Origin of the sequence: Thermosediminibacter litoriperuensis, from assembly GCF_008124715.1 — a bacterium.
GTDB classification, from domain to species: domain Bacteria; phylum Bacillota; class Thermosediminibacteria; order Thermosediminibacterales; family Thermosediminibacteraceae; genus Thermosediminibacter; species Thermosediminibacter litoriperuensis.
Map to the genome: position 1 here is coordinate 1 of NZ_VNHO01000020.1, position 13,692 is coordinate 13,692.

At 53.6% G+C, this 13,692-nt stretch carries 14 protein-coding genes; all 14 read left to right on the forward strand.

The window, feature by feature from the left end; all coding sequences use genetic code 11:
* The first annotated feature begins 232 nt into the window (after positions 1–232).
* The 14 genes from LZ11_RS08660 to LZ11_RS08725 all read left to right on the forward strand — a co-directional run bounded on the left by LZ11_RS08660 (position 233) and on the right by LZ11_RS08725 (position 13,684).
* The gene (locus tag LZ11_RS08660; RefSeq protein WP_148867496.1) at positions 233–607 is read left to right on the forward strand and encodes a hypothetical protein; all 375 of its coding nucleotides are present in this window, start codon (positions 233–235) and stop codon (positions 605–607) included.
* Between the two features lie 165 nt (positions 608–772).
* A complete protein-coding gene (locus LZ11_RS08665) occupies positions 773–2,395 on the forward strand; it encodes a DUF3794 and LysM peptidoglycan-binding domain-containing protein (protein WP_148867497.1) in 1,623 nt (540 codons plus the stop codon).
* A gap of 75 nt (positions 2,396–2,470) precedes the next feature.
* Complete coding sequence (locus LZ11_RS08670; protein ID WP_148867498.1) at positions 2,471–3,313, forward strand: cyanophycinase; 843 nt, start codon at positions 2,471–2,473, stop codon at positions 3,311–3,313.
* Positions 3,314–3,358: 45 nt separating this feature from the next.
* A complete protein-coding gene (gene cphA, locus LZ11_RS08675; RefSeq protein ID WP_148867499.1) occupies positions 3,359–5,986 on the forward strand; it encodes a cyanophycin synthetase in 2,628 nt (875 codons plus the stop codon).
* 82 nt (positions 5,987–6,068) lie between these two features.
* Entirely contained in the window at positions 6,069–6,920 is an 852-nt protein-coding gene (gene ispE, locus LZ11_RS08680) for a 4-(cytidine 5'-diphospho)-2-C-methyl-D-erythritol kinase (protein WP_148867500.1), read from the forward strand.
* Positions 6,921–6,931: 11 nt separating this feature from the next.
* A complete protein-coding gene (locus LZ11_RS08685) occupies positions 6,932–7,633 on the forward strand; it encodes a GntR family transcriptional regulator (RefSeq protein ID WP_148867501.1) in 702 nt (233 codons plus the stop codon).
* Positions 7,627–8,385: a nucleotidyltransferase family protein gene (locus LZ11_RS08690; protein WP_187695065.1), complete on the forward strand. Its 759-nt coding sequence runs from the start codon at positions 7,627–7,629 to the stop codon at positions 8,383–8,385. The genes LZ11_RS08685 and LZ11_RS08690 overlap by 7 nt, the downstream gene beginning before the upstream one ends.
* Positions 8,382–9,206, forward strand: coding sequence for a pur operon repressor (purR, locus tag LZ11_RS08695; RefSeq protein WP_148867502.1), 825 nt, complete (start codon positions 8,382–8,384; stop codon positions 9,204–9,206). Before LZ11_RS08690 ends, purR begins: the two co-directional genes overlap by 4 nt.
* A gap of 51 nt (positions 9,207–9,257) precedes the next feature.
* Positions 9,258–9,518, forward strand: a complete 261-nt coding sequence (gene spoVG / locus LZ11_RS08700) for a septation regulator SpoVG (protein WP_148867503.1) — start codon at positions 9,258–9,260, stop codon at positions 9,516–9,518.
* A 117-nt stretch (positions 9,519–9,635) separates the two neighbouring features.
* Positions 9,636–11,036, forward strand: a complete 1,401-nt coding sequence (gene glmU / locus LZ11_RS08705) for a bifunctional UDP-N-acetylglucosamine diphosphorylase/glucosamine-1-phosphate N-acetyltransferase GlmU (RefSeq protein WP_148867504.1) — start codon at positions 9,636–9,638, stop codon at positions 11,034–11,036.
* Positions 11,020–11,958 (forward strand): ribose-phosphate diphosphokinase, encoded by a 939-nt coding sequence (locus tag LZ11_RS08710; RefSeq protein WP_148867505.1) that lies wholly within the window; start codon positions 11,020–11,022, stop codon positions 11,956–11,958. The genes glmU and LZ11_RS08710 overlap by 17 nt, the downstream gene beginning before the upstream one ends.
* Before the next feature lie 64 nt (positions 11,959–12,022).
* Positions 12,023–12,658: a 50S ribosomal protein L25/general stress protein Ctc gene (locus LZ11_RS08715; protein ID WP_148867506.1), complete on the forward strand. Its 636-nt coding sequence runs from the start codon at positions 12,023–12,025 to the stop codon at positions 12,656–12,658.
* A 47-nt stretch (positions 12,659–12,705) separates the two neighbouring features.
* Positions 12,706–13,269 (forward strand): aminoacyl-tRNA hydrolase, encoded by a 564-nt coding sequence (gene pth / locus LZ11_RS08720; protein WP_148867507.1) that lies wholly within the window; start codon positions 12,706–12,708, stop codon positions 13,267–13,269.
* 232 nt (positions 13,270–13,501) lie between these two features.
* Entirely contained in the window at positions 13,502–13,684 is a 183-nt protein-coding gene (locus LZ11_RS08725) for a hypothetical protein (RefSeq protein ID WP_148867508.1), read from the forward strand.
* Positions 13,685–13,692 lie beyond the last annotated feature (8 nt).

Genomic DNA, 13,692 nt, shown 5'->3' on the forward strand with positions numbered 1-13,692 from the left:
TTTGTATCTTCTTTAATTTTACTAAAAAGCTGATGATTTTTGTACTAGCTTTTGCAAAAAAAGACTGTCGACAGTTACTTTGTCGACAGTCTGGACCCGCGGAATTTTCCGCGGGTTTTATTTTTGTCATTTTTTGACCTGAATTAATATACTGTTATTACCGGAGCGTGACCTTCGGGAATTTCAGTAACGCTTCCGGGAAATCCGCATAGTATAAAAGAGGGGGATTCTCATGGTATTACTTGGATTTGCGGCGGCGCTTGGAGTTGTAATTGTCGTCTTCTACTTTTTCCTGAGAAAGCTCTTCATCAACAAAAAAGGCTGCATCAAGGAGCCGCAGGAGAAGAAAAAGGAGCCCGAAAAACCGGCACCGGGCCAAGAAGAGCCGGTCGGAGTTCCGGAACCGCAGAAACCGAAACAGCCGGAAGGGCAGCAACCCGAACAGCCGCAAAGCCCGCAACTCGAACAGCCGGAAGGCGAAAAATCCGAGCAACAGGAAGGCCAGAAACCCGAACAACCGGAAGACAAAAAACCCGACCAGGGGGCACCGGTGGGGCCGGTTCCGGATGATAAAGCCAACAACGGTACCGGCACGCCCGAAGTATAAACGCCTCTCCCCTGTGCGTGCCGGATTTTTTGAGACGGGTGTCGAATGATACCTGTCTTTGTTTTTTGTTGTAACATATTTGTTAAGCCATACATATATATTATTAGAAGTAGTATAGGAAATATAAGAAATTTTTGTTATTTTTATGAAAGGGGGAAAAACCTGATGGGAGTTAAGTTGACCAAGGAACTGGTTAAAGTGGACCAGGTGGTAGGGGAAGACAGGGCCCAGACCGTCGTTGACGGCGTCATAGTACTCCCGCCCGGGAAACCCGATATCGAGCGCGTGCTGTCAGTTGAGGCGGAAGTCAACACCGAAACCCTGGAGATAAACATTCTCGACGGTAAGGTAATGGTGGAAGGAACTATCGACGTCGAGGCCCTGTACGTGGGCTGCGTGCCCTCGGGTGCCCAACCGGTCCACTTCGTAGAAGGCACGGTGGACTTCAGCTTTTTCGTGAAAATACCCGGCGCCAGGAAAAACATGGACGTCCGTGTCAAAGCCAGGGTGGAGCACGTGCAATTCTCCTGCAACGAGCATAGACCCAGAGAAATAGAAGTGCGGATAATCGTGGAATTCTTCGTAAAGGTCACCCAGAGGGTGCAGATCGAGATAGTGGTGGACGCAACAGGCCCCGCCGACCTGCAGGTTCTCAGGAAGACCATAAGGGTAGACAACGTGGTAGGAGAAGCCAGAGCCCAGAAGATCGTCAAGAGCGACGTTTCGGTCCCCGATAAAAAGCCCGATATCCTGGAGATTATAAAGGTCGAGGGCAAGGCCAGGACAACCGAAGTCAAGATCCTTGACGGCAAGATAATAATCGAGGGCGTGCTGGAAGTCAGCATACTTTACGTGGCGGAAGTACACTGCGACAAGCCCGAGCAGCCGGTTCATTTCATGGAGGCCGAAATCCCGTTCACCGAGTTTGTGGAGGTCCACGGTTGCCGGGAAGACATGTCCAAGCTTGTTAAAGTGCGGGTGGAGCACATAAGGGCCCGCAAAAAGGACGACAGAACTGTGACTGTCGAGGCTGTCCTGGACATAAAAGCCAAGGTGCTCGAGCCCAAGATAATAGAAGTGGTGGAGGACCTCTTCAGTCCGTCGGAGATGCTGGACGTCAAGAAAACCCGCGTGAAGGTGGATCAGGTCATAGGAGAAGACGACAACCAGATCGTGGTAAAAGAGACTTTCAAAGTGCCCCTGGAAAAACCGCCGATAGAACAGATCTTCAAGACCAATGCGAAAGCCAAGGTCACCGAAGCCCGCATCATTGATGACAAGGTAGTAGTTGACGGTGTTCTGAAGCTGGAAACACTGTATGTGGCATCGGTGCCGCACCACTTCCCGCAGCAGCCGCTGCACTTCGTGGAAAACGAGGCGCCGTTTACCATTTTTGTGGAGATCCCCGGGGCTAAAGAAGACATGATGCTGGACTTCGACGTAGATGTGGAGCACGTTTCTTCAAGAGTCGAACCGAATGATGACCGCAGGTTCGAGGTAAGGGTGGTTTTAAGGCTGTTCGCCAAGGTCACCAAGATGGTCCAGCTGGACGTGGTAGTGGATGTAAAGCAAATCGAAAAAGAAGAGGAAAAAGAAAAAAAGGAGGAAAAGGATAAAAAGGATTATCCCGCGATGACCATATACATCGTCCAGAAGGGGGATACTCTGTGGAAGATCGCAAAGCGCTACAATGTGACCCTGGAGGCCATCATTAGGGCCAATAACCTGGAAAACCCAGACCTAATTTATCCGGGTCAGCGGCTCATCATCCCCAGAAGGATGTATTGATGGGATTTTCCCGCGCTGGCGCGGGATTTTTTATTTTTGCGCTTTTCAGGGGATAATAACTCTGAGGTGATGTTTTTGGGGGAAAAAGTAAAGGGATTTTTGATGGTCATAGGAGGGGCTGAAGACCGGCGCGGAGAGCGTAAAATACTAAAAAAATTTATAGAAATTTCCGGTGGAAGGGATGCCCGTCTCACCGTGATTACGGCTGCGGCCCAGGATCCTCAACGGGTGGGGGCTGACTACGTTGAGATTTTTTCCGAACTGGGGGTCCATGACGTGCAGACCCTCAACATAGAAAGCCGGAGAGAGGCCGACAGGGAGGAGATCGCAGACCGAATTCTCAATTCCACAGGCATTTTTTTTACCGGCGGTGACCAGCTGCGCATAACGAGCCTCCTCGGAGGAACCAGGGTCTATATCGCCCTGCACAGGGCATACCGGGAGGGCGTTGTAGTTGCCGGAACCAGCGCCGGAGCCTCGGCCATGAGCGACACAATGATAATAGGGGGCAGCGGAGATCAGGCGCCAAAGGGCAGTACGGTCAGCATGGCACCGGGGCTGGGGCTTCTGGAAGAGGTGGTGGTGGACCAGCATTTCGCGCAGCGGGGCAGGATGGCCCGGCTTTTGCTGGCAGTGGCCCAGAACCCGTACATCCTGGGGGTGGGTATAGACGAGGACACGGCAATACTTGTGAGCCCTGATGGGAAATTCCAGGTCATAGGTTCCAACACTGTAACCGTAGTAGACGGCAGTATCGTGGATTTCACCAATGTGTCCGAGCTCGGATCGGGCGAACCTCTGGCAATGTTCAACGCCAGAATCCACATACTTTCGCCGGGCTTCGGATTCGACATGAAAAACAGAAAGCCGCTGAAGGATGAAGTAACCGCGGCGTATATACGCTCCGGAAATGGATAGTATATTTTTAAGAGGTTCCGTCAAATTTCTGAAGGAGGAAAATGAATGGACATTGTGGATATAAGGGCTTTAGAGGGGCCCAATATTTACAGCCCGAAGCCGGTGATAAGAATGCTGGTGGATGTGGGCGAATTCGAGGACATACCCACCAGGGATATACAGGGGTTCAACCGGAGGCTTCTGGAAAAACTGCCCGGGCTGGCTGCACATCACTGCTGCTTCGAGGAGCCCGGCGGATTTCTGATAAGACTTGAAGAAGGCACCTATATTCCCCATGTAATAGAGCACGTGGCCCTGGAGCTTTTGAACCTGCTGGGGCAGGACGTAAAGTTCGGGCGGGCGCGCAGGTTGGAGAAAACCACCTACAGCATAGTCTTCGGTTATACGGGCAAGTTCGCGGCTCTTGAAGCCGGTAGGCTTGCGGTCAGACTGGTGGATGCCCTGGTCCGGGGGTGCGATATCAACCTGGAAGGGGAACTCGAAAGGATTGCGCGCTATTCCGCCGAGATGGAACTGGGGCCCAGTACCGCTGCCATTGAAAGGGAAGCAAGGAGCCGCGGCATACCCGTCACCAGGGTGGGGGACGGCAGTCTGCTCATCCTGGGGTACGGAGCTCACCAGAAAAGGGTGGAAGCTACAATAACCGGTGAAACCAGCTGCGTTGCGGTGGATATAGCCTGCAACAAGACCCTCACCAAAAAGATGCTTACCCTGGCCGGTATTCCCGTGCCGGAAGGTACCGTGGTATGTACCGAGGAAGAGGCCATCCGGGCTGCAAAAGAGCTGGGATTTCCGGTGGTGGTCAAGCCCGTGGACGGCAATCAGGGCATGGGGGTGAGCCTGAACTTAAAGAGCGACGCCGAAGTTGCCGAAGCCTTCCGCCTGGCAGCCGGGTACAGCCCCAGAATAATCGTGGAGAGGTACATCAGAGGCAGGCATTACAGAGTGTTGGTAGTGGGTGGAAGATTTGTATGTGCTGCTGAAAGGATACCGGCCCACGTCGTGGGCGACGGTATCCGCAGCATAAGAGACCTGATAGAGGAAGTCAACCGGGACCCCATGAGGGGTGAAAAACACGAAAAGCCCCTGACAAAAATAAAAGTTGACCCTGTCGTCCTGAGGGTCCTGGCCCGCCGGGGCTATACGCTGGATACGGTACCTGGGAAAGGCGAGGTCGTGTTTCTCAGGGAAAACGGGAACCTGAGCACCGGCGGTACCGCTGTGGACGTGACGGACCTGGTGTGCCCGGAAAACAGGCTGACGGCCGAGAGGGCCGCAGCCATGGTGGGCCTGGATGTAGCCGGTATAGACATCACCACCGAAGACATATCAATACCGATCGGAGAAAGCGGCGGCGCCGTTATAGAAGTCAATGCGGCGCCGGGCATAAGAATGCACCTTTACCCCTCCATGGGTAAACCAAGACCTGCGGCCAAAGCGATAGTCGACATGCTCTTCCCGCAGGAGCCCCGGAGGTTCCCGCTGGTGGCGGTTACCGGCACCAACGGCAAGACCACCACTGTGAGGATGGTGGCCCGCATTCTGTCGGCTCACGGCCTAAAAGTCGGCATGACGTGCACCGATGGGGTTTACGTCGGGGGGATGTGCATAAAAAAGGGCGACTGCAGCGGCCCTGAAAGCGGAAAAATGGTGCTGCTCGATCCTTCCGTTGAAGCCGCGGTCCTGGAAGTGGCCAGAGGGGGTCTCATCCGAGGAGGGCTTGCCTACGAGACCGCCGATGTGGGCATAATTACCAATATAACTGGCGACCACCTGGGACAGGACGGCGTCAACACACTGGAGGACCTGATGTTCGTCAAATCCCTGGTGGCGGAACAGGTGAAACCCGAAGGGTACGCCGTGCTGAACGCCGACGATATTACGTCGGTGGAGGTGAAAAAGCGGGTCCGTAGCAGGGTTATCTTCTTCAGCCTGCAGGAGGATAATCTGGTGCTCAGAAAGCACATGGCTGAAGGCGGCCGTGGCGTCTACGTAAAAGAAGGTGTTATAATTTTCCATGAAGGCGAGGAGGCTGTTCCCCTGATGAAGGTGGCCGACATACCCGCCGCCATGAACGGTAGAGCCAGGCATAACGTCCAGAATGCGCTGGCCGCCGCGGCCGCAGGATGGGCGCTGGATGTGCCCGGTGAAACCATATGCCGGGCTCTTTCCGATTTCCGGTGCGACGAAAGCACGAATCCCGGTCGCATGAACATCATCTCCGACGGCGGCGTAAGGATAATTCTGGACTACGGCCATAACCCGGCGGCCCTTGAAGCCGTTATAGGCACCGCCAGGGCCATGAACCCGGCGCGTATGGTGGGTGTGATAGCCAGCCCCGGGGACCGGCGGGACGATGCTATCGTTAAGCTGGGCCAGGTGGCGGGCAAGGGCTTCCAGCGGATTATAATTAAAGAGGACGAAGACCTCCGGGGCAGGAAACCCGGCGAGGTGGCGGCGCTGCTTCTGGAGGGGGCTCTAAGTGCCGGATTGAAAAAAGATCAGATTGATGTTATCTTAAAGGAAGAAGAGGCTATAGCCTTTGCTCTGGAAAACGCCCAGGAAGGCGACCTCATAGTGATATTTTACGAGCACTATGACAGCGCGATGAAGGCGATCCGGGAAGCTTTAAGGCGCCGCAGGAAAACGCCTGCGGCCGCGAGAATAGTCTAATTATTTTTCGTAACGGAGCAGGATTTTAGTATTTTATGCGAAATATATAATTAGATTCGGCTTTTGGGAGAGAGGGAGAGATTTGGATAAGGTAGAACTGGAGGCCAGGGCTAAGATCAATCTTACTCTTGACGTGCTTTACAAAAGGCCCGACGGCTACCATGAGGTCGAAATGATAATGCAGACCATATCCCTGAAGGACCGCATCGTAATCACACTCCTTCCCGGAAGGGATATAAGAATAGTAAACAGCTGCCGGGAACTTCCCGACGGCGAAGATAACCTTGCCTTCAAGGCCGCGAAATTGATGATGGACGAGTTCGGCCTGGACGCCGGGGTTGAGATAAAGCTCTTTAAGGAGATTCCCATCGCCGCGGGTCTGGCAGGCGGAAGCGCCGACGCGGCGGCAGTGCTGGAAGGATTGAACGAACTCTTCGGGCTGAGGCTGTCGAAGGAAGCCCTCATGCGGCTGGGCGAGAGGATTGGGGCCGACGTACCCTTCTGTTCAATGGGAGGTACGGCTCTGGCCCGCGGGAAGGGGGAACAGCTCACCCCCCTTCCACCCGTCCCGCCTATGAGCCTGCTTTTGGTGAAACCTCCTTTTGCGGTTTCGACAAAAGAGGTATACAGTAGACTGAATATTAAATCTATTAAAAAAAGGCCCGATACGGAGGCCGTTATAAAGAGCATTGAAAAGGGGGATGTGGACGGGATATCCCAGGGGCTGTGCAACGTGCTGGAAGAGGTCACCTTTGCTCAGCACCCGGAGCTCGAGATAATCAAGGCCTGGCTCGTGGAAAGAGGAGCCCTGGGAAGCCTTATGTCGGGCAGCGGGCCTACTGTATATGGCATTTTTGAAAACCGGCGGGATGCCGAGAGGGCTGCCGTGTCGGTACCGCCGGGGTGCAGGATCTTCATAACCCAGGTGGATTAGGAGGGAGAAACTTGGCGGGAAAGCTTAAGTCCATAAAACTGGATAACTACAAGCCTTTAAGGGAGATAGTATTCGAAGCCCTGAGGGAGGCTATAATTACCGGGGAGTTAAAGCCCGGGGAAAGACTGATGGAAGTCCAGCTGGCCGAAGAGATGGGTGTTTCGCGCACGCCGGTGCGGGAAGCCATACGCAAGCTGGAGCTGGAAGGCCTGGTGGTGATGATCCCCAGGAAGGGAGCTTATGTGGCGGGACTTTCCCTCAAGGATGCCGCCGATGTCTTCGAGATAAGGCAGAGCCTTGAAGGCCTGGCTGCGGCCTTAGCGGCGGAACGCATAACCGACGAGGAAATAGAGAGTCTGGAGAGAATACTGGTGGAAATCACCGAAGCAGCGGAAAACGATGACGTGGAAACGGCCATCAGAAAAGACGCCGAATTCCATCAGATCCTGTTCAAGGCCACCAGGAACGACAGGCTGGTGCAGATTATAAACAACCTGAAGGAGCAGATAGACCGGTTCAGGACCCAGTCCTTTGCCAACAGGGCCAGGGTCAGGAGCCTGCTGGAGGAGCATAAAAAGATAGTGGAAGCCATAACCGACAGGAACGTGGAGCTGGCGAAAAAACTGGCCGAGGAGCACATAGAAAAGGTGGAGAATAATGTGATGAACATGCTGAGAAAGCAGATGGACTTTGAGGAGGAGTTATCATGCTGAAGGCCTTGATTCTGGCCGGAAGCGGGGGTAGCGAAAAGCTCAAAGAATCCGAAGGCGCCAAGGCCCTGGTTAAGATCAACGGCCGGGAGATGATTCTCTACATCCTGGATGCGCTGAAGAAACTGGACTACATCGAAAAAATCGTCATAGTGGGCCCGCAGGAAAAGCTCGGCTCGTTGAAGACCGTGAAAGATGTGGTTGTCGTCGAGGAATCGGATTCCATCGTCGAGAACATAGAGCTGGGCTTGGAGCTTTTTACCGATGATGAAGAAATCCTCATACTGACCTGCGACATACCCATGGTAACCGCCGAGGCTATAGATGATTTTGTGAAAAAAGCAAAAGACCTAGACGCCGATTTCTGCTACCCTATAATTCGCAGAGAGGACACGGAAAGGAAGTACCCCGGTGTAAAGAGAACCTACGTCAGGGTCAGGGAAGGCACCTTTACCGGTGGCAACGTGGTGCTGGTCAGGGCGGGCAGCGCGAAGCGGTGTATAAAAAGAGTCGGGGAGTTCTTCGCCTATAGAAAAAATCCCTGGAAATTGGCCGGCATCCTGGGCTTTTCTATAGTCCTGAAGTTTATGCTGGGACAGCTCACCATACCGGAAATCGAAGAAAGGGTTCACGAGATCTTCGGGATCAAGGCCCGCGCGGTAATAAGCAGTTTCCCCGAGATAGGAAGCGACGTCGACAAGGAGAGCGATCTGGAGCTGGCCCGGAAAGTACTCGGCCGGGAGGTTTTTCAATGAGGCGCAGCAAAAGGCTGGTACTTCTATCCAAATTCCTGAGCGACAACCCCAACAGGATTTTCACCCTTAAGTATTTCGGAGACAAATACGATGCGGCCAAATCCTCCATCAGCGAGGACCTGAACATAATCAAGGATGCTTTTCACGAAGCTGGTGAGGGCACGCTGGAGACCATCCCCGGGGCGGCGGGAGGAGTGAGGTTCAGGATAAAAAGGCCGGTGGAAGTGATCGAAAGGTTCCTGGCGGAGCTTAGCAATATCCTTTCAGACAGGTCCAGGATAATCCCCGGCGGATACCTTTACATGACCGACGTGATATTTTCCCCCGAGTATTCTTCCAAAATCGGCGAGATTTTCGCACAGCTTTTTGTGGATGCGGAGCCGACCTGCGTCCTCACCGTTGAGACAAAGGGTATACCCCTTGCCCTTATGACCGCCAGAGCCCTGGGCGTGCCCCTGGTGGTGGCGCGCCGGGACAGCAGGGTTACCGAAGGACCGTCGGTGAACATAAGCTACATATCCGGCTCCAGCCGGAGGATCCAGAATATGGCGCTTCCGACCCGGGGCCTATCAGAGAAGGCCCGGGTGCTCATCGTCGACGATTTCATGAAGGGCGGAGGTACCGCCCGGGGCATGAGCGAGCTGGTGCGGGAGTTCGGGGCCGAAGTGGTCGGGGTGGCGGTGCTGGTGGCTACAGCCTACCCGGAAGAAAAACTTGTAAAAAAATATACCTCCCTGATGGTGCTCGAAAAGATCGACGCCGAACGAGGAGAGGTTAGCCTGAAACCTGTCAAAATCCCTATACAAAAAGAAGGAATTTAGATTTTTTTATAGAACTTTTATAAAAATATAAAACCGGGGAGGTTCAAGGTCTTGGAGGTCACCGATGTCCGCATAAGAAGGGTCGAGAATGAGGGCAGGATGAAGGCCATAGTATCGGTAACTTTTGACGACGAATTTGTGGTTCACGACATACGGATAATAGAAGGAGAGAAAGGCCTTTTCATAGCCATGCCGAGCCGAAGAACTCCAAACGGGCAGTTCAGGGATGTGGCTCACCCGATAAATTCGGCCGCGAGGGCCAAGATCCAGGACGCCGTACTGAAGCAATACAACGGTGAGGGTTGCGAGTAAATATAGGGCAGACTCTGTCCTATATTTTTCTTTTTAAAGAGGATTTCGATAAAAAAATGTCGAAATATGAGTAAGGTTCCGGCCTGTTTTATGTTAAAATATGGGGGGTAGCAAGCTATGGATTTTACAGCGGTTATTCTCGCTGCCGGTGAAGGTACGCGAATGAAATCAAACACCCCGAAGGTGCTTCATAAAATCTGCGGGATTCCCATGCTGGGACACGTGATTTCGGCCGCCAGGGGCGCCGGTGCAAAAAGGATAGTTGTGGTCGTGGGAAGGGGTTCCGACGAGGTTAAAAGGGCTTTTGAAGGGGAAAACGTGGAATTCGTGCTGCAGGCCGAACAAAAGGGTACCGGCCATGCCCTGAAACAGGCGGAAAAGGCTGTAAAGGGCGAAGACGCCATTTTGGTGCTCTACGGGGATATGCCCCTGGTGAAGAGCGAGAGCCTCAGGGCTATGGCCGAATTTCACCGGAAAAACGGGGCGGCCGCCACAGTTATGACGGCGAGGATAAAAGATCCTACCGGGTACGGCCGGATAATAAGGAAGGGCCTTGAGGTTTTGGCGATAAGGGAGGAAAAGGACGCCTCCCCGGAAGAAAAGGCCATCAACGAGATAAACTCGGGGATTTACTTCTTTCAGGGGGAAAAGGCCTTTGCTGCGCTGGACCAGGTAAATAATAACAACAGGCAGGGAGAATACTATCTAACAGATGTAGTAGAAATATTAAACGCCGGGAAGGAAAAGGTGCTGGCTTTCGAGGTGCAGGATACCGATGAGGTCCAGGGCATCAACGACAGGATTCAGCTATCGGCCGCCCAGGCCATTATGCAGAGGAGGATAATTCACCGCCTGATGGCGCAGGGCGTAACATTTTTGAATCCCGAGACCTGCGTGGTCGACGCCGGAGTAGAGATAGGAAAGGATACGGTGATATACCCGGGCGTCTTCCTGGAAGGTGCAACCCGAATAGGCGAGGGCTGCACGATAGTTGGTACAAGCCGCATAATTGACTCCAAAATCGGCAACGGCGTGGAAATAACCATGTGCCACGTTCAGGAGAGCGTCATCGAGAACGGTGTAAAGATCGGGCCTTTTGCCAACCTGCGGCCCGGTTCCCATGTAATGGCGGGTGCCAGGATAGGGGACTTCGTCGAGATTAAAAACAGTAGGGTCGGCGAGGGCTCAAAGATACCCCATCTCGCTTACGTGGGCGACGCCGATATAGGCCGCAGGGTCAACATCGGCGCCGGAGTGATTTTCGTAAATTACGATGGATACAAAAAACACCGGACGGTGGTTGAGGACGACGCCTTCGTAGGATGCAATTCGAACCTCATAGCCCCGGTCACCATAGGGGCGGGTTCCTATGTGGCCGCCGGTTCCACGATCAACATGGACGTGGAGAGGGGAGCCCTTGCCATTGCCCGGGAGCGGCAGGTGAATAAGCCGGGATGGGCGGAAAAAAGGCGAAGAGAACATGAAGGAGGAGATAAAACCGATGGAAAACAGGCTTGAGATTTTTACGGGCAATGCTAATCCCGAGCTTGCCCGGGAGATTGCCCAGAACCTGGGGATTATGGTTGGGGACGCTGTCGTAAACACTTTCAGTGACGGGGAGATCCAGGTCAAGATAAACGAAAGCGTCAGGGGGGCCGACGTTTTCCTGGTCCAGCCCCTGTGTTATCCGGTTAACGACCACTTAATGGAGCTCCTCATAATGATAGACGCCCTCAAGAGGGCTTCGGCCTGGCGCATTACCGCCGTCATACCCTATTACGGCTATGCCCGCCAGGACAGAAAGATCCGGGCCCGCGATCCCATTACGGCCAAGCTGGTGGCGGACCTGATTTCCGCCGCGGGAGCCCACAGGGTGCTGACTATGGATCTGCACGCCGGACAGATTCAGGGATTTTTCAATTTCCCGGTAGATCACCTGATGGCTGTGCCGATCCTGGCCGATTATTTTAGGAAAAAGGAAATAGCAGAAGCGGTAGTGGTATCCCCTGACCTGGGCGGCGTGACTAGAGCCAGGGAATTCGCCAACAGGATAGGGGCGTCCATCGCGATAATAGACAAGCGCAGGCCCGAGCCCAATAAGGCCGAGATCATGAACATCATAGGAAAGGTCAAGGATAAAACCGTCATAATGATAGACGATATGATAGATACGGCGGGGACCATCACCCTGGGGGCCCAGGCGCTGCTGGACCAGGGGGCTAAAGAGGTATACGCCTGCTGTACCCACCCGGTGCTCTCCGGTCCGGCCATCGAAAGGCTCAACGCATCGCCGATTAAGGAAGTGGTGGTGACCAACACTATACCGCTCAGGGACCACCAGAAAATAGAGAAAATAAAAGTACTGTCGGTGGCGACGCTTTTCGCCGAAGCCATAAGACGCATTCACCTGCACCAGTCGGTGAGCACTCTTTTCGATTGATATTGATTTGTGGCGATAAAAAGGTTATACTTATATCCGTAATTTTAGAAAGGAGGAGACAAAGTTGGCTCAGGTTACTCTTACAGCTGAAGAAAGAAAACTCGCCGGGAAGGGCGTTCTGAACGAACTTCGGAGAAACGGAAAAGTGCCCGCCGTAATTTACGGTAAGAACATAGAGAACAGGACCGTCGCCGTGGATGCCAAGGAATTACAGAAGTTATTCAAGACCCACGGAGAAGGCGTACTTATCGATCTGATGTTGGGTGGAGAAAAACACACGGTAATTATCAGGGAAATTCAGAGGGATAACCTGAAAGGCGCCATCAACCACGTGGATTTCTACAGGGTATCCATGACCGACAAAATTGAGGTGGACCTGCCTATAGTGCTCAAGGGCGAACCCGAGGGAGTCAAGGCTGGCGGAGTGCTGCAGCATCAGCTGCACGAGTTGACCATAGAAGCCCTTCCGGCCGATATCCCGGAGCACATCGAGGTGGACATATCTCACCTCCAGATCGGCGATGTGCTCATGGTGAAGGACATCAAGCTGAGCGATAAAATAACGGTTATTGATGATCCGGAAGAAGTGGTGGTCACTGTGCTGGCTCCGGCTACCGGGGAAGAGCTCGAGACCACCGCCGGCGAGACTGCCGAGCCCGAAGTAGTGGCAAAGGGCAAGGAGAAGAAAGAGGAAGAATAATTTCGGCGCAACGCATGTTGCGCTTTTCTTTTACTGGAGGTGAAAATGTGTTTCTCATAGTCGGGCTGGGGAATCCGGGCAGCGAATACGAGGAAACCCGTCATAACGTGGGTTTTATGGTGCTGGACCGCCTGGCGGCAGAGCTGGGGATAAAAGTTGACAGGATCAAATTCAAAGGTCTTTTCGGTGAAGGGGTTTACGAAGGGGAAAAGCTGCTGCTTTTAAAGCCCATGACCTATATGAACCTTTCCGGCCAGAGCGTCATAGAAGCCATGAAGTTCTATAAAATTCCTCCCGAGAATCTGGTGGTGATCTACGACGACATGGATCTGCCGGTGGGGAGGCTGAGGATCCGGGGGAGCGGCAGCTCGGGCGGCCATAAAGGGATGGAATCCATAATATATCTCATCGCCTCCGACGGCTTCCCGCGAATAAGGATAGGCATAGGAAGGCCGCCGGGTGACGTGGTGGACCACGTGCTGGGCAGGTTCGAGCCGGGGGAGAGGAAGAAGATCGAAACCGTTATCGGTGCCGCGGTGGAAGCCGCCCTCACGATAGTGCGGCACGGGGTGCAGGAGGCCATGAACCGGTATAACGGCTTCGAGGCGTAAATCCTGCCGTGTTTTACCGCGAAATCGAAATTATCAGCATATAAGAGTACCGATCGGGGCAGATTAAAACATGAGGGAAACAAATACGGCACACGGGGAGGTAATGCTTTTGACGAAACTGCGGTCTTTTTTCTTAGGCGTAGGGGCTGCGGCGCTGGCTTACGGGGTTTTTCCCCGGTTCAGAAATATGGCTCGACGGGCCAGGGCTGTGGCGGAAAGATGAACGGACGCTATGGAAGACATAAGGGTTCGTCCCCTTAAGAGGGTGGACCTTGTAACGCCCGGTTTAGGTCAGGCTTACCGCGGAGTGACCCCCGAGGAGCAGGGGCTGGCGAGACTTTCCGGCGAATTGAGCGGCCTGAAAGAGGCCATAACCAGGCTGCAAAACGAAATAGAGGAACTTAAGAAAAAATAGAGCTTGAA